The organism is Mesotoga sp. UBA6090 (genome assembly GCF_002435945.1).
In the GTDB taxonomy this organism is placed as follows: domain Bacteria; phylum Thermotogota; class Thermotogae; order Petrotogales; family Kosmotogaceae; genus Mesotoga.
The window spans coordinates 45972-60871 of record NZ_DIXC01000089.1; the positions used below are offsets into that span (position 1 = coordinate 45972).

Annotated in this window: 16 protein-coding genes and 1 pseudogene; 8 read left to right on the top strand and 9 right to left on the bottom strand. The window is 47.5% G+C overall.

The features are described 5' to 3' along the window. Positions 1–13: 13 nt before the first annotated feature. The 3 genes from B3K42_RS13505 to speE all read right to left on the bottom strand — a co-directional run bounded on the left by B3K42_RS13505 (position 14) and on the right by speE (position 3736). A complete protein-coding gene (locus tag B3K42_RS13505; RefSeq protein WP_110990178.1) occupies positions 14–865 on the bottom strand; it encodes a deoxyribonuclease IV in 852 nt (283 codons plus the stop codon). A gap of 13 nt (positions 866–878) precedes the next feature. Next, positions 879–2690: a translation elongation factor 4 gene (gene lepA, locus B3K42_RS13510; protein ID WP_110990177.1), complete on the bottom strand. Its 1812-nt coding sequence runs from the start codon at positions 2688–2690 to the stop codon at positions 879–881. A gap of 170 nt (positions 2691–2860) precedes the next feature. Continuing rightward, the gene (gene speE, locus B3K42_RS13515) at positions 2861–3736 is read right to left on the bottom strand and encodes a polyamine aminopropyltransferase (RefSeq protein WP_110990176.1); all 876 of its coding nucleotides are present in this window, start codon (positions 3734–3736) and stop codon (positions 2861–2863) included. A 289-nt stretch (positions 3737–4025) separates the two neighbouring features. Between speE and B3K42_RS13520 the strand changes: the two genes are divergently transcribed. Genes B3K42_RS13520 through B3K42_RS13535 form a run of 4 tightly spaced genes read left to right on the top strand, consistent with a single transcriptional unit; the run spans position 4026 to position 7787 of the window. Next, a complete protein-coding gene (locus B3K42_RS13520; protein ID WP_110990175.1) occupies positions 4026–5045 on the top strand; it encodes a rod shape-determining protein in 1020 nt (339 codons plus the stop codon). A gap of 15 nt (positions 5046–5060) precedes the next feature. Next, positions 5061–5759: a hypothetical protein gene (locus B3K42_RS13525; RefSeq protein ID WP_110990174.1), complete on the top strand. Its 699-nt coding sequence runs from the start codon at positions 5061–5063 to the stop codon at positions 5757–5759. Continuing rightward, positions 5756–6136: a hypothetical protein gene (locus B3K42_RS13530; protein ID WP_110990173.1), complete on the top strand. Its 381-nt coding sequence runs from the start codon at positions 5756–5758 to the stop codon at positions 6134–6136. The genes B3K42_RS13525 and B3K42_RS13530 overlap by 4 nt, the downstream gene beginning before the upstream one ends. Continuing rightward, positions 6126–7787, top strand: coding sequence for a penicillin-binding transpeptidase domain-containing protein (locus B3K42_RS13535; protein ID WP_110990172.1), 1662 nt, complete (start codon positions 6126–6128; stop codon positions 7785–7787). Before B3K42_RS13530 ends, B3K42_RS13535 begins: the two co-directional genes overlap by 11 nt. A gap of 2 nt (positions 7788–7789) precedes the next feature. Here the strand turns inward: B3K42_RS13535 and B3K42_RS13540 are convergent, their stop codons facing one another. The 6 genes from B3K42_RS13540 to B3K42_RS13565 are packed head-to-tail and all read right to left on the bottom strand — an operon-like array spanning position 7790 to position 13373. After that, on the bottom strand, positions 7790–8419 hold the full coding sequence (locus B3K42_RS13540) for an IMPACT family protein (RefSeq protein ID WP_110990171.1): 630 nt from the start codon (positions 8417–8419) through the stop codon (positions 7790–7792). Next, entirely contained in the window at positions 8419–9276 is an 858-nt protein-coding gene (gene hflC / locus B3K42_RS13545) for a protease modulator HflC (RefSeq protein ID WP_110990170.1), read from the bottom strand. The genes B3K42_RS13540 and hflC overlap by 1 nt, the downstream gene beginning before the upstream one ends. Next, positions 9276–10253 carry an FtsH protease activity modulator HflK gene (gene hflK, locus B3K42_RS13550; protein WP_110990169.1) on the bottom strand — a complete coding sequence of 326 codons (978 nt, stop codon included), beginning with the start codon at positions 10251–10253 and terminating at the stop codon, positions 9276–9278. Before hflK ends, hflC begins: the two co-directional genes overlap by 1 nt. After that, positions 10246–11169: a UDP-N-acetylmuramate dehydrogenase gene (gene murB, locus B3K42_RS13555; protein WP_110990168.1), complete on the bottom strand. Its 924-nt coding sequence runs from the start codon at positions 11167–11169 to the stop codon at positions 10246–10248. The genes hflK and murB overlap by 8 nt, the downstream gene beginning before the upstream one ends. Continuing rightward, positions 11151–11768 carry a HEAT repeat domain-containing protein gene (locus tag B3K42_RS13560; RefSeq protein WP_110990167.1) on the bottom strand — a complete coding sequence of 206 codons (618 nt, stop codon included), beginning with the start codon at positions 11766–11768 and terminating at the stop codon, positions 11151–11153. The genes murB and B3K42_RS13560 overlap by 19 nt, the downstream gene beginning before the upstream one ends. A 9-nt stretch (positions 11769–11777) precedes the next feature. After that, positions 11778–13373: a DNA repair protein RecN gene (locus B3K42_RS13565; RefSeq protein WP_110990166.1), complete on the bottom strand. Its 1596-nt coding sequence runs from the start codon at positions 13371–13373 to the stop codon at positions 11778–11780. 193 nt (positions 13374–13566) lie between these two features. Here B3K42_RS13565 and rpmH point away from each other — a divergent pair, with 193 nt between their 5' ends. From rpmH to B3K42_RS13585, 4 genes and pseudogenes are all read left to right on the top strand, one after another. Continuing rightward, positions 13567–13701, top strand: coding sequence for a 50S ribosomal protein L34 (gene rpmH / locus B3K42_RS13570; protein WP_102819356.1), 135 nt, complete (start codon positions 13567–13569; stop codon positions 13699–13701). Next, entirely contained in the window at positions 13698–14126 is a 429-nt protein-coding gene (gene rnpA / locus B3K42_RS13575) for a ribonuclease P protein component (protein WP_110990165.1), read from the top strand. Before rpmH ends, rnpA begins: the two co-directional genes overlap by 4 nt. Next, complete coding sequence (yidD, locus tag B3K42_RS13580) at positions 14071–14313, top strand: membrane protein insertion efficiency factor YidD (protein ID WP_220026566.1); 243 nt, start codon at positions 14071–14073, stop codon at positions 14311–14313. Before rnpA ends, yidD begins: the two co-directional genes overlap by 56 nt. Beyond that, positions 14310–14900: pseudogene (locus B3K42_RS13585) on the top strand (hypothetical protein); the annotation flags it as partial. The gene yidD and the pseudogene B3K42_RS13585, both read left to right, overlap by 4 nt.

Below are 14900 nucleotides of genomic sequence, written 5' to 3' on the forward strand. Positions count from 1 at the left end.
CCGCTGTCCTCCACTATCCGAGAAGTTCTCTTATGTACTTTATTTCCAGAGCGTGATCCGCATCGTCTCCCGGTGTCTCCAGCAACCATGGTTTCTCCTGAATTCTTTCATTTGAGAGAAACTCTCTGAATCCGTCCTCCTTGCCGATGTAGCCTTTGCCTATTATTTCGTGTCGATCCTTTGCGGCCCCGAGTGGAAATTTGCTATCGTTAAGATGTATCATCTTCAACTTTTCATAGCCAATCTTAGAGTCTATTTCATCGATCAGCTTCAGGACTCCGTCCCTGGTTCTTATCTCAAACCCGGAATCAAAACCATGGCAGGTGTCGTATGTTATTCCGATCCTCTCAGGTTCTGCCGAACCCTCGATTATCATCTTCAGCTCGTCAAAGCTGCTCCCTATGTGATTCCCTTTCGCCGCTACATTCTCGAGAAGAAGCATCACATCGCTTTCCTGATTCTCACCAAGCACTATTTCGAGACCTTTCAGTATTCTCTCCACTCCTTCGTGCAGCCCGTCTCCAAGATGGCTTCCAGGATGGAAATTCAGATACTTTAGACCCAAGGCCGCTGTTATCTTCATCTCAAGGGAAAGCAGTTTCACAGATTTTTCCCAGACCTCTTCAGCGGGAGAGGCGATGTTCACCAGGTAACCGGAATGAACCATGCAATCAAATGGATCAAGCGACTTCTCTTTCATCTCATCGATGAAGCTGTATGCCATCTCCTCCTTTGGAAGAGAGGCTCTCCACATCCTGGGACTGTGCGGGAAGATCTGAAAGGTGTTTCCACCGATTGCCAACGTGTCTTTAGGGACTTTGTCAAAACCCTTTGAAGTCGACATGTGTGCTCCAAGTCTTATCATCCACTTCACCCCGTCATTTTTCTTCGCCAATTCTCAGAATTGCCAGGAAGGCGTTCTGCGGAATCGTTACCTGACCGATCTCCCGCATTCTCTTCTTTCCCTCTTTCTGCTTTTCCAAGAGCTTCATCTTCCTTGTCACATCTCCGCCATAGCACTTCGCCAAAACGTCTTTCCGGAGGGCCTTTATGTCGCTTCTCGCGATTATCCTTCCTCTGGATTTTGCCTGTATGGGAATCTGGAACTGATGTGGAGGGATCAATTCGCTCAACTTGTCAACGACTTTCTTTGCAACTTGATACTCTTTATCCACGTGAACGATAAACGAAAGCGAATCGACGGTCTCTTTGTTGACGAGAATAGTGACTTTCACCAGATCCGATTCACGGTAGCCAAGTATTTCGTAATCCATGGAGGCATACCCTCGAGAAATAGCCTTCATCCTGTCAAAGAAATCAAACATTATCTCTGACAAGGGCGCCTCAAAACGCATCACGACACGGTTCTTTCCGGCGTTTTCGACCGCCTTGAAGTCTCCTCTCTTCTCGGAAGTGATGAAGCCAATCAAGTTCCCCATATATTCCGAAGGTGTGATTATCGAGAGATCTACGAAGGGCTCCTCGACTTTGGAGAACTCTCCGGGCTCAGGGAAACTTGCAGGATTTGTTATCTCAATAATATTCCCGTTCTGAGACGTTACTCTGTAGACAACGTTTGGAGCTGTCAGAATACAGGCTATTTCAAACTCTCTTTCAAGCCTCTCCCTTACGACATCCATATGAAGCAGGCCGAGAAAACCCACCCTGAAGCCAAAACCCAACGCCGGAGAGTTTTCTGGCTCGAAAACCAGTGCGGCGTCGTTCAATTTGAACTTGTCGAGCGCCTTTCTCAGCTCGTCGTAGTACTCGGGCATCCCAGGGAACATACCGGCGTAGACCATCGGCTTCGCCTCTTTGTAGCCTGGAAGAGCTTCACTCGTCGGATTAATTGCAGAAGTGATCGTGTCGCCGATCTTCGCGCTCGATACGTCCTTTATAACTGCAACGATGTAGCCCACCTCACCTGCATCGAGTGAATCGGTCTTTTCCATTTGAGGAAGGAAGTATCCCACTTCAACAACTTCGAAGGTTTCACCGGAGGCCATCATCTGTATCTTGTCTCCCTCTTTGACACTTCCGTCAAAGATCCTTACGTGCACTACGACTCCTCTGTACTTGTCGTAGATCGCGTCGAAAATCAAGGCCTTGAGAGGAGCTTCCAATGTGCCCGAAGGAGCCGAAACCTTCTTCACCACCGATTCCAGAATCTCTCTTACACCCTGCCCGGTCTTCGCACTGGCCTGAAGGCAGTCTTCAGGTGTATAGCCGATTAAATCGACGATTTCCGCTAGAGTCTCTTCGATGTTTGCATTCGGAATGTCGATCTTGTTCAGAACGGGGATAAGCTCCAGATCATTCTCTATCGCGAGATATGTGTTCCCCACCGTCTGAGCCTCGACTCCCTGAGAGGCATCCACCAGAAGTATTGCGCCCTCGCAAGCTGCAAGGCTTCTCGATACTTCGTAGTTGAAGTCGACGTGGCCCGGCGTATCTATGATATTGATTTCGTAAGCAAGACCGTCTTCTGCAAGATAATTCAGCTTCACGGACTTCGATTTGATCGTTATCCCTCTTTCTCTCTCGATATCCATTGAATCCATGAACTGATCCTGCTTGTGTCTCCTGTCGACGGTGTCGGTTATATCCAGTAGTCGATCCACGAGAGTTGTCTTGCCGTGGTCGATATGAGCAATTATCGATATGTTCCTTATGCGATCTCTGTTATACATTAGAACTCCCTCCTGCCGATCAAGGATGATTCTATCACGGCGTAGGTTAAGCAAGTTGAATTAAACAGAAAGGAATGAGAACATCTCCAGAAAGAATGCTGGATGTGTCCTCTCAACTTCGGAAAATCTAGTTTAGTCTATCACTGAAAGCGAAGTCATTCGCCCCAACGTCAAAACTGGCCTGTAAGCTCTTTCAAGAACGTCGGGAGAGCAAACGAGGCCCTGTGAATCTCAGTATTGTAATACCTCAACGGCGCCTCGAAATCAAGCACTCTATCTTCATCGTAATCTTCCAGTGGGTCAACCTCTTTCGAACCGATGGTGTAGGTCCACATTCCGGAGGGATAGGTAGTCATGAAGCCAGTGTACATCTTCGAGACAGGGAAGACCGAGGAAATTCTATTATAGGCAATAGCCACCCATCCCTTGTCGTAGAAAGGGTCCTCGGTTTCGGCACAGAAGATCCCATCTTTTCTCAGAGCCTTGTAACAGTTTGAATAGAACTCTTTGGTGAAGAGATGACCTCCTTCACCGGCCGTCGGATCGGTAGAATCGACAATAATTACATCAAAGTAATCCTTGTTCTCTATCACAAAGTCGGCACCGTTTTCATTTATTATCGATGCCTTCGGGTTGTCTAATTCGACAGACATTTCCTTTAGGTGAAGCTTCGCAGCATCGATTACATAGGGGTCTACTTCACAGAGGATCGCTTCCTCTACCGAGGGGTGTTTGAGAACCTCCCTCAGGCTTCCCCCATCGCCGCCTCCGATTATCAAGACCCTCTTCGGGTCGGGATGAGAGAAGAGCGGTACGTGAACCAGCATCTCGTGATACATGAATTCATCAGCTTCAGTGAACATCGTTATGCCATCTAAAACAAGAACCATTCCAAACTCGGGATGCTCGAAAATATCTATCCTTTGAAATGGACTCTGAAATGAATAGACGAGTCTCTTCATTTTCATGAAAAGTCCTGCGTTTCCTCCCGTGTAATACTCCATGTACATAAGATGATTCAGTGTTCTCAGCTCTCTATCTTCCATTTCTTCACCTCCGAATTATCAGCACAATTATTACATCGATCTCGAACAGCACACTGTTTATTCAATCCTACCCCTTGTCTTCAGTCATCGAATGCCATCCAGAGCCGGACTATCCGAGCAATGAGGCCAAATGATTCTATCACTTTGATTAAGGAAGAGTCAAACTTGTGTAATACCATTTCCAGAGGCTCATTTGACAACTGTGTTGATTTTCCACACTCTTCGTCATTCGGTCGCATCCTGATGGTAGAATTGGAAGTAAAGACTTTCCCTGACAGGAGGCCTTCGAATGTTCTTAAGGCAAGACATGGGTATTGATTTGGGAACTGCCAACACTCTGGTTTACGTAAGAGGCCAGGGCGTAGTGACAAATGAACCCTCAGTTGTTGCAATTGATGTGAATTCCGGAAAGATCCTTCAGGTTGGCCTGGAGGCAAAAAGAATGGTGGGGAAAACGCCAGCCAGTATCGTTGCTACTCGCCCGCTGAAGGACGGAGTAATTGCAGACTATGATATTGCACTTACCATGCTGAAGTATTTCATGGGGAGAGCGACTGGAAGGCGGAGCTTTGTCAAGCCGAGAATAGTCATCGGAGTGCCTTCGGGAGCAACAGAAGTTGAGAGAAAGGCAATAGTCGATGCAGGAATGGAAGCCGGAGCAAAAAAAGTCTTTCTCATCGAAGAACCGATGGCAAGTTCAATCGGCGCCGGCCTTAATGTTGAAGAACCGACCGGCAATATGATAGTTGACATCGGCGGAGGGACAACCGAGATAGCCGTGATCTCTCTAGGAAGCATAGTCTTGAGTCAATCAATAAGGGTCGGCGGAGATGAAATGGATGACTATATCATCCAATACATCAAAGAGAAGTACAGACTCATGATCGGCGAAAAGACGGCGGAGCGAATCAAAATGGAGATCGGAAACGTTGTCGAAACCGAGGAAGCCGATAGCTCTTACGCTGAGATTGTGGGGCTTGATCTCAATTCGGGACTGCCAAGAAAGATATCTGTTTCAGGCGCAGAGGTCCGCGAAGCGATTGTCGAGCCGGTTGCTAGAATCGTAGAAGCGGTTAAGCTCACGGTGGAGAACACACCTCCCGAACTCATTTCAGATATCGTTCAAGGCGGCATAGTCGTCGCCGGCGGTGGTTCTCTCCTCAACGGAATGCAGGAATTGATCCAGAGAGAAACCGGTATTACGGTTGTGATCGCCGACGATCCCTTAACCTGTGTGGCTAGGGGAGCCGGTCAGGTTCTGGAGAGAGTTTCTATACTTGAAAGACTTGAAAAAGGCAACTTGAGATAGGAAGAGGCTTCTCAGGTGAAGTTCGATGAAGCGGCGGTAGTAATCCTAATGGTTTTTCTTATCCTTTTATCATTGCTGGAAGTAACGGGAATGAACAGAAAGGCGTCCGAAATATTCGATGGTGCGGCCTTGCCCTTGATAAACGTAAGGGTAGACGTCGAAAATTTCTTTAGAGCCGTCTTTCAAACAAGGAGCATCGATCGGGTCATCAGGGATCTCAATAGATACGCAGCTTCTTTCGCCGACAGGTTCGAATTTCCGATACCAATGAGAGTCGCCTTCTTCAGCTTCGAGAGAAACAGCATGGCCATCATGACAACCGACAGGAGAGCGTCTCAGGGCATTCCCGTTGCCTCTATTTTTTCGTCAACAATCTATGGCATAGTGAAGAGCTCGAACGAAGGTTATCTACTTGTTTCACCCTTGACATCTGCCGGCGTAAGGATTTCAGCCTTAGTTGACAGAGAGGGAAAGGTTGTCGAAGGGGCGGTCTACTCTAGCGCGGGCAGACTTTATTTCTCGACTTTCGATCCTTACTATCTTAACGAAGGCGATCCTGTAAGAATCGCCCCTACGGTTCCGGGATATGGATACTACAAGGCCATGAACCTTGATATGATCGGCGAAATCGCCGGTCCTCACGGAAGCGATTATCTTGTGAAGTCCCCCAATGTCTTCGGCGATTACTTCGTCTATCTAGAGTGGCTGGAATGATCTGGCTTTTTCTGATAATTCCGGCTCTTTACCTGGATCTTGGATTCGGAGATCTACTCCCTCTGTACCCGGCTTATCTAACGTTGCTCGTCTTTCTTCCGACGAGGAATATCCCCTTTGCCCTTTCACTTGCTCTGCTCCTGTCCTGGATAGTCGGGATGGCTCTTTCCGGGATCAGTATGGTTATTGCCCTTGCAGTTATCGTTACCTTTTCCACGATGGCGATCCATGGCCGCTACAGGACACCGAGTTTCGGTACCCTCACATCGGCTTTGCTGGGACTTGCAGGAGTCTTTTTCGCAGGCACGGGCTTTGGCGTTCTAATTCCTTTTTTCATAACATTTCTTGTCCTTAGGAGGTTGAGTATTGAGGAGTAAGAGATTCGACCTTTTCTTCGTTCTTTTTCTTCTCACGATCGGTTTTTTCATATACAAACTCTACGACTACCAGATAGTCAATTCCGAGAAGTATGCCGCACAGGTCGAAAGTATAAGCCGCCGGTCGATTTCAATACTGCCCCCAAGAGGGATGATTCTTGATCGAAACGGAATTCCTATTGCATGGGATGCGTCCTACTATAAAATAAAGAAGAAAGTGGTCTTTCTTCCGGAGGATCTGAAGAGAATGATAATCGACTCATTCGACAGCAGGGAAAAAGCGGAAACCCTCATTAAGCGGCTTGAGATCTTCGGCAGTGTTGAGACAAGTCTTCCCGCTGCAGTAGCAGAAAGCCTCAAGAACTACCCTGAACTGGAGGTCTCCGAGAGAGTAATCAGGTATTATCAGGACAATCCAGGGATAGCACATGTTGCTGGCTATATTAAATCTGACGGAGAGCCGGTTATGGGAATCGAGAAGCATTACAATGATCTTCTGAGAGGAACTCCAGGCGAGAAGCTGATACGTGTCGATGCACTGGGAACACAGATTAGTCTTGAGGGCGAAAGACCACCCGTTGCTGGAGAAGATCTGAAAATCACGATTGACTCCCAACTCAGCAGGTACATTTACGATCTAATAGACGAAACGGGAAAGAGCGGCGCTGCAGTCGTTATGAAAACCGACGGAGAGGTTCTCGCTCTCGTCTCGGTGCCCAGCTTCGAGAACATGTTTTTCACTAGGGGAATTTCAACCAGAGATTGGGAACGGCTTAATTTAGATCCTTCGAGACCCCTGGTCAATAGGGCTCTGACTCCCTTCTCGCCGGGCTCCGTGATCAAGCCATTCATTGCCATGGTGGCCCTGGCTGAAGGAACAGACAGCACAAAAGAGATCGACTGCGGAGGCATCTTCCAGTACAAAGACAGCCAAGGAGTGGTTCAGGGAGTCTACAGAGATTGGAACCTTTATGGACATGGAAAGACCGATCTCGCGAAGGCCATTACCGTTTCCTGTAACGTCTATTTCTACCAGCTTGGACTGGAACTTGGAATCGAGGCTCTCGACAGATACGCTAAAATCTGGGAAGTCTTTGAACCTACCGGCATCGATCTGCCTGAAGAATCGGTGGGACTAATGCCGTCGCCCTCGTGGAAGCGCGAGCACCTTGGAGAGAGCTGGTTCCCCGGAGACACGATCCAGATCTCAATAGGACAGGGATATCTCAGCATCACTCCTCTGCAGCTGGCGAAAATGACCGGGGAGATCGCGATGAGGGGCAAAGAAATCATCCCCTTTATCGGTTCAAGGCAAGAGAGTAGCAGAGTGCCAATCAAGCTGGGAGACAGCGACTGGGACCTTATCATCGACGCAATGGGAGATGTCATAAGCAAGGGAGGAAGTTCGGCCGATGCGGGAACCGCTTATTCTTCTTTCAGAGATTTCGCAGAAACGGCCGCGGGAAAGACCGGAACCGCCGAGCAGGGAGGTTCAAAGCCTACCCACTCCTGGTTCACAGGGTTCATGCCGCTTCAAGAACCTGAGATCGTTGTTACGGTATTTGTTCATGAGGGGGGTTACGGATCGGGATTGGCCACTCAGATATCGAGAAAGATCATGGATTACTATATCGAAGAATATACCCGGTAGAATCATTCTACCGGGCTAACAAAATTCAATTCGTCTCCAAGTCTGAAGGAAATCCTTTTCTCTTCAAAGAAGCCGGCGATTCTTTCGACTTCATCTTTCTTAACGGCGATTACACAGACAACTCTGTCGGAATAATCGACCTTCTGCAAAGAGAAGTCTCTGTCCTCCCGAAAGAGTCTGCTGAAATCGTTCCACTGGCTGTAAGCCATCTCTGCAATCAACTCAAGACCCGGGCAGAAAATAACAGGTTTTGCAGCCTTGAGAGCCTCCAGCGCAGTCCCGCCATAAGCATCTATCAGACCTCTTATTCCCAGCTTTACACCACCGAAGTATCTCGTGACGACTACTACTACATCCGTAAGTTCTAGACGATCGATGGCTCCCAGAATCGGTTGCCCAGCAGATCCGTGAGGCTCTCCTGCATCCGAGTAGTTGGCGACTTCCCTTCCAGGAAGCGAAATGCGATAGGCCCAACAGGAATGGCTGGCACTTGCATGCTCCTGAGATACAGTCCTAATGAAAGACTTCGCCTCTTCTTCACTCTCGCATCTCCGGCTGTTGCCAATAAACCGTGATCTCTTGACATTGATCTCAAAGCTTCCCGTTTCGAGAATAGACTTACTACAACCCATTATTCTCCTCTAGACAGCTTGTCTATGAAATCCATAGCCGGTCCAAGAATATAATTGGCATCGGCCAGAGTCTTCTCGTACACTTCCAGCCTCTTCATGAACTCATAGAAATCGGGATCTCTGTTGTACGCATCGGCATAGACCGCCAGAGCCTGAGCGTCTCCGGTTCCAATTATGATATCCGCTTCCTTCTGAGCAGTAGCAATCATTATCTGGGCTTCTTTATCAGCCTCGGCCCTCAGTTTCTGAGCCTCCCTGTTTCCTTCGGCTCTAATGAGAGAAGCCTCCTGGATTCTCTCGGACTTCATTCTTTCGAAGACCGCGTTTCTGTTCTCGTCCGGCAAGTCGGCCCTTTTGACGCGTACAGATATTATCTCAATCCCGAAGTCCTTCATATCGTTGGCGGAAAGCCTGGTTATCTCGTCTAGAACATCGGTTCTTTGGCCGGAGATAATATCATCGTAATCCAGTTTCCCAAAAGTATTCCTTACGTGAGAGTACACAACGTCGTCTATTCGTGTTAGAGCGATCTGCTCTGACTTCATTGTCTCTATGAAGTTCCTGGGATCTACTATCCTCCAGAGCGCGAAAGTATCGGTGAGGATTGTCTTCTTGTCTTTTGAGTAGATCCTTTCGGCATCGACATCGTAAATCTGTATTCGCTTATCGAATTTTCTTACGTTGTCAATGAAAGGAGTCTTTGTGTACAGGCCGGCTTCTGTGACCGATTTCTGTATCTCTCCAAATCGCAAAACAACCGCCTGCTCAGTCTCATCAATTATGAAGAAGAAACTTGGCAGAAGAATCAACGCTATTACCACGACGATCGCTACAGGAATAAGGAATTTGTACTTCATTATCTCACGCTCCCTTCAAGTTCAAGGAGTTTAAGAACGCTGCTCTGGTCAAGAACAACAGTCTTACTAGCTTCTCCAAGTACTTTGCTCAGCGTCTCCAGATACATTCTGGTTCTAGTGACATCCGGTGCCTTTTCGTACTCCTCGAGAATCGAAAGAAATCTCTCGGCTTCACCCTCGGCATTGAGAATCCTCTCCTGAGCATAGCCTTCGGCGTCTCGAGTCATCTGGGCCGCTTCGCCTTCGGCTTTGGGAATAAGGTCGTTCTTGTATTTCTCGGCTTCATATATGAGTTTCTCCTTGTCCTGCTTGGCGCTGTTCACATCGTCAAAGGCTGTGATTACCTGCTTTGGAGGTGCTACCTCTTGCAGGAACACGTTTTTCACCATTATTCCTGTGCCAAGCCTTTCAAGCTCGGCCTGGACTTTCTCTGCCGTTCTAATTGAGATTGTATCTCTCTCGGTTGTAAGAATTGAGTCTATAGTGCTGGAAGCAACTTCTTCTCTAAGCACTGACTCCGTTGTGAACTTTACTATGTCACCGTCATCCACGATGTTGAAGGCAAGTTTTGCAGGATCCCCAACATAGTACTGGATAACCATTTCTACCGAGACGATGTTTCCGTCTCCTGTAAGCATAAGAGATTCATTTGCCAGAGTCTGGTAAGTACCCGTCCTTATGGTTCTAAAACCGATTTCCTGCTTTCTCAAATTCGAGGTATCAACAACGACTACACTCTCAAACGGAAACGGCAGATGGTATCCAAGACCTGGACCCACGGTGTTTGTGTACTTACCGAATCTCTTGATCAAGCCGACCTGATCGGGTCCAACCAAGAAAAACCCGCTCAAGAAATACACGGCAACGATCGCGGCAATGACCAGCAAAACAAAAAGACCGGACCATAGAAAGCTCTTTCTGGGGCCTCCGCTGCCGGGAATATTATCTTCAGGCTCTTCGATTCTTACATCAACCATTATTTACCTCCTTCCAGATTTCTATCTCGGTTCTTAGATCTACGCCAGTAGCCTCCTTAACTCTATTCTTTACGATTTCAACGAGAGTCAAGACATCGCTCTGACTGGCGTTTTGCTTGTTCACAATGAAACCGGCATGTTTTGACGATACTTCAGCCCCTCCAACCCTCAAAGACTTCAGGCCGAGCCTTTCAATGGTGGACCCGACATAGAAATCTGGCCTCGGTCTCATAAAGACACTGCCGGCACTCGGTTCCTCGAGCGGCTGTTTATCCAACCTTTTGCCGAGTATCTCCGTCATTCTTCTTCTGATTTCAGACTTTTCTCCCCTTTTCAGAGAGAACTCCGAACCGACCACTATTCCATCTCCGGATCTAAAGATGCTGTTCCTGTAGGAAAACCCGGCGGACTTGCCGTCGATTTCGATTATTCTACTCTTATCATCAAGATAGAGGAGCTTCGTTACCCGCTCTCCGATCTCCCCGCCAAAGGCACCGGCGTTCATCAAGACCGCTCCTCCTATGGAGCCAGGCAGACCGGTCAGGAACTCCATACCAGTAAGTCCTTTCGACAAACAATGCCACAGCAGAGAATTGACACTGGCTCCGGCCTCAACGAAAATTCTCTCTCCGGCCGATTTGACCAAATTCAGATTTCTTGTCGAAACTATTACCCCTTCATAGCGATCAGGACAGACGACATTCGAGCCTCCGCCGATGATCCTGTACGGAATTCTCTCCGACCTCACAAAGCCAATAATCTCTGAAAGTGATTCACAGGAGTACGGCGAGACGAAAACGCTGGCAGGGCCGCCGATCCTGATCGTTGTGTGCCATTTCAGAGGCTCGTTAAGCCTTACGTCAGCCCCCCGCATGTAGAGTGAGCCGAAGTAGTCAATCAGTTCTCTTTTTGCCATTGATAAAGCCTTTCGGCAATCTCCTTGCCATTGTGTAGACTCAGGAGGTGATTCTTCAGTTCATGTCTCTTCGAGAGAATCGAGTGAATACCCTCCAGAACGAAGGCTTTCGTCGACTTGTCAGTCATCTTATCTCCATAGAATCTTGCAAGCGCTTTCACCGCAACCGAAGAATTCGTGCTGCTGAGGGCCATTATTACCTGATCCCGCAGTTCGGAATCACTGTTCTCATCTAGAAGCAAGACCAGAACGTCCACGACCTTCTCTCCTTCTCCCAAGCGTGCCAGCGCTTCGTAGATGACTATTTGCGATCTCTCGTCGCTGTAATCCCTCAACATTTCGTAAAGATACGACACTGCCCTTCTGTCTCCAATCTCACCCGCGAGATCTGCGAGATACAGTCTAGAGACTGGATCGATTTCCTTCGATCTCATTTTCTCCAACAAGAGAGGAACAACGGCCTCACCCATCTGAAGCAATGCTTCAAAACAGATCTGCGCTGTCTCGCTATCCTCGCTTACCAGAAGCTCAAGAAGCACCGGGACGGCCTCAGTTCCCTTTTCCTCAATGATTCTGTTTATCAATTCTTCTCTGTTCATGCTTCACCTCTACTCCTGCTCTGGAATCTGGCCGCTCATCTCCTCAATTTCCCTTTCCTTTGAGGGACCGTGAAGCTCTTCAATCCTGGAAACTGTCTTTGAGTCAACCTGCTCCTTCCTTACGACAAAATGCATGTCCGCAATTTGCGCAATTTGAGGAAGGTGTGTTATTACGATAGTTTGAATCTCGCCCGAGATCTCCCTGAGTTTTTCCGCGACTACTGTTCCCAGCCTCTGGCCGACCCCGGAATCAACTTCATCGAACACTATTGTCTCAAGATCCAGCTGGTCCTTCAAGGCCGACTCCAGAGCCAGCAAGAATCTTGAAAGCTCACCGCCGGAAGCGACTTTCCCTATCTCCATGAACTCCATTCCCGGATTAGTCTTTACCATCATGGTGACCCTGGAAGTTCCGTAACTCCTGGGAATCTCTTCTGGCTGGAGGTGGAATCTCAGCTTCGCACCCTTCATCCTGAGATCCTCAAGATGCAATTTGATTTGCTCTTCTATCTCCTCAGCCCTTGCGGCTCTCTTCTGATCAAGGACCAGTCCGGTCTTCTTCATTCTGACCAAGAGATCCTCTTCAAGCCTCTTAAGTTTCTCTTTCCTCTCCTCGAGCTCTTGAAGTGCACTGAGCTCCCTCTTGAATGTTTCGAGCCTCGAGAGAATCTTTTCAGCGGAATCTCCGTACTTCCTCTTGAGACCCTGAATCAGCGTCATCCTGTTTTCGATTGCGGTGAATTCCTCGTCGTCGATTTCGAGTGAGTCTCTCTCCTCTTCGACCATCGAGTAAAGAGAGTCCAGTTCCTCAAGGGCGATCTGCAGATTTTCATGCCATCCCTTGTATCCGAAATCCTCTATCCTTTCAATGATAGTCACTGCATCATTGAGAGAGTTATATACGGAGAACTCGCCGTCCTTCAGGATCTCTCTCAGTTCCTGAAACGTATCGATTAGAGTTTGGGCGTTTCTGTATCTGGTATATTTCATCTCAACGACCTGGTCTTCTCCCGGCCGAAGCTCTGCCTGCTCAATCTCACTTATCTGAAAACTCAGGAAGTCCTTTTCTCTTTCGATCCGAGCCGGGTCGACACTAAATGAATCAAACTCCCGTCTCACCTTCATAAACTCTCCATAAAGCTCTCTATACTGGTTTAGGCTTTCCTCTCCCCTTAGGGCATGATCGAGAATCGCATGGTGTTTCGATTCATCAAGCAAGCCTACACTGCTGTGCTGAGAATGGATCTCCACTCTGTCGCGAAAGGCAGTCTGGACTATCTGCCTCGGAACCATCCTCCCGTTCATTCTATAGATCGTTCTTTGCCCGGTAAAACTAACGGTAACAAGGAGCTGGTCTCCATCAACTTCTATTCCCATCTCTTTTAGTCTTAACGACAACGAACTATCGACTTCAAAGTTTCCCTCGATGCTTCCCGCACTGTCACTGTCCCACTGCGGAGGAAAGCCAAGGACTGCCCAAAGAGCCTTCAGAAACACCGTTTTGCCGGCTCCAGATTCACCGGTTATAGCATTCATGCCGCTAGAGAACTCAACATAGAACTCCTTGAAAGTGAGAAAATCATTTCCTGCCAGAGACAGCAGCATATTTTCCTCCATTTTCGCAACAGATCCATCACTAAAGTAATCTACCAATCTATTATACTATTGATCAATTGCACCTTCAGTAACTCCGATTTGCGTTGCGGCACACAGAGGAAGAGATTCGCGAGCGCCTTGACAGTCACGGTTGCACTCCGTATAATGTTCACTGTGACGCATTAATTGGAGGTTATTAATCATGAAAAGAACATACCAACCATCTAGAGTCAAGAGAAACAGAACACACGGCTTCCTGGTCAGATCCAGAACAGTCGGCGGCCGAAAAGTGCTCGCAAGTAGACGAAGAAAGGGAAGAAAGAGACTTTCTGTGTGAACCTTAAAGACCAGTCCCTGAGTAAAAATGAAAGGCTAAGAAGGAAGGCAGACTTCGACAGAGTCTTCAAAAAGGGAAAATCAATAGTTGACCCTTTTTTTGTTGTATTGTATGTTAAGAATGGTCTGCCTTTTTCCCGTATAGGAGTATCGATAAAACGGAAATTCGGGAAGGCGAACTCGAGAAATCGCCTCAGAAGACTGGTTAAAGAGGTCTATAGAACTAATAAATCAGCGTTTCCCAATGGGTATGATATACTTTTTATTGCAAGAAAGGATCTATCCGACCTGTTTAAAAAGAGAAAAGTTGGATTCATTGATATGGTGCCTGTTGTCATACGAATCGCTGAGAAAACTGGAGAAACGTCTGATGAAAAAGATACTGCTGTTTCTGATAGATTTCTACAGGAAAAAGATCTCACCTAGAACCCGCCCAAGATGCAGGTTTTATCCCACATGCTCAACATACACATATGAGGCTGTAGAAAGATTTGGAGCCCTCAAGGGGCTGATTCTCGGATCATGGAGAATACTAAGATGCAATCCCTTCAATCCGGGAGGCTTCGACGAAGTACCAGATCACTTCACGCTATTGAGGAGGCACGAAAAATGAAAAGAGCGATAATTCTGACTCTAATCTTCATGACATTATTCACGCTCTCTGTATCGGGCAAAGAGCTTCTTACTCAGGAAGGAACCAGTACGCTCATAGTTTCAGGCAAGACGCTGAAGGTAACCCTAGATACTGTTAAAGGTCTGATTCTCGGAGTTACGAGTTATGCCGATAACAAATCTGTCGAGTTTTACGTCTATAATGAAACTCTGGGGAAAGACGGTTTCAACATTTTCGATGCGGAAGGGAACGAACTTCTGCCGACATCGTTTTCTTACAGGAAGGATGTCGATGGAAATGTCATCGTGACTTTCAACTATGAGCAAGGCAACAAGTCTTATATCATTCTTAACAGTCCTTACTATGATTTCAAAGTCGAGCTTGATTTCAGTCAGAAGATAGAGGTCGCTCTGCCATTTATCTCATTCGAGAATCAAACGCTTGGACCGAATTCCTCATATTATTTGACCTATGATAAGTTCAGCGGCCAGAAGACACTTTTTGCGATAACGTCGATGCAGGGAACCTTCAAGTTCCAGAGGTACCAGACGGAGAGCGGTAAAGGTCTTCTAGAGTCATTTGCCGGT

What these genes read in the sequence shown, in the direction of transcription:
- B3K42_RS13505 (WP_110990178.1), bottom strand. Translation starts at nt 865, where the DNA reads ATGATAAGACTTGGAGCACACATGTCGACTTCAAAGGGTTTTGACAAA.
- rpmH (WP_102819356.1), top strand. Translation starts at nt 13,567, where the DNA reads ATGAAAAGAACATACCAACCATCTAGAGTCAAGAGAAACAGAACACAC.
- B3K42_RS13520 (WP_110990175.1), top strand. Translation starts at nt 4,026, where the DNA reads ATGTTCTTAAGGCAAGACATGGGTATTGATTTGGGAACTGCCAACACT.
- hflC (WP_110990170.1), bottom strand. Translation starts at nt 9,276, where the DNA reads ATGAAGTACAAATTCCTTATTCCTGTAGCGATCGTCGTGGTAATAGCG.
- B3K42_RS13530 (WP_110990173.1), top strand. Translation starts at nt 5,756, where the DNA reads ATGATCTGGCTTTTTCTGATAATTCCGGCTCTTTACCTGGATCTTGGA.
- murB (WP_110990168.1), bottom strand. Translation starts at nt 11,169, where the DNA reads ATGGCAAAAAGAGAACTGATTGACTACTTCGGCTCACTCTACATGCGG.
- hflK (WP_110990169.1), bottom strand. Translation starts at nt 10,253, where the DNA reads ATGGTTGATGTAAGAATCGAAGAGCCTGAAGATAATATTCCCGGCAGC.
- yidD (WP_220026566.1), top strand. Translation starts at nt 14,071, where the DNA reads ATGAAAAAGATACTGCTGTTTCTGATAGATTTCTACAGGAAAAAGATC.
- speE (WP_110990176.1), bottom strand. Translation starts at nt 3,736, where the DNA reads ATGGAAGATAGAGAGCTGAGAACACTGAATCATCTTATGTACATGGAG.
- lepA (WP_110990177.1), bottom strand. Translation starts at nt 2,690, where the DNA reads ATGTATAACAGAGATCGCATAAGGAACATATCGATAATTGCTCATATC.
- B3K42_RS13540 (WP_110990171.1), bottom strand. Translation starts at nt 8,419, where the DNA reads ATGGGTTGTAGTAAGTCTATTCTCGAAACGGGAAGCTTTGAGATCAAT.
- B3K42_RS13560 (WP_110990167.1), bottom strand. Translation starts at nt 11,768, where the DNA reads ATGAACAGAGAAGAATTGATAAACAGAATCATTGAGGAAAAGGGAACT.
- B3K42_RS13565 (WP_110990166.1), bottom strand. Translation starts at nt 13,373, where the DNA reads ATGCTGCTGTCTCTGGCAGGAAATGATTTTCTCACTTTCAAGGAGTTC.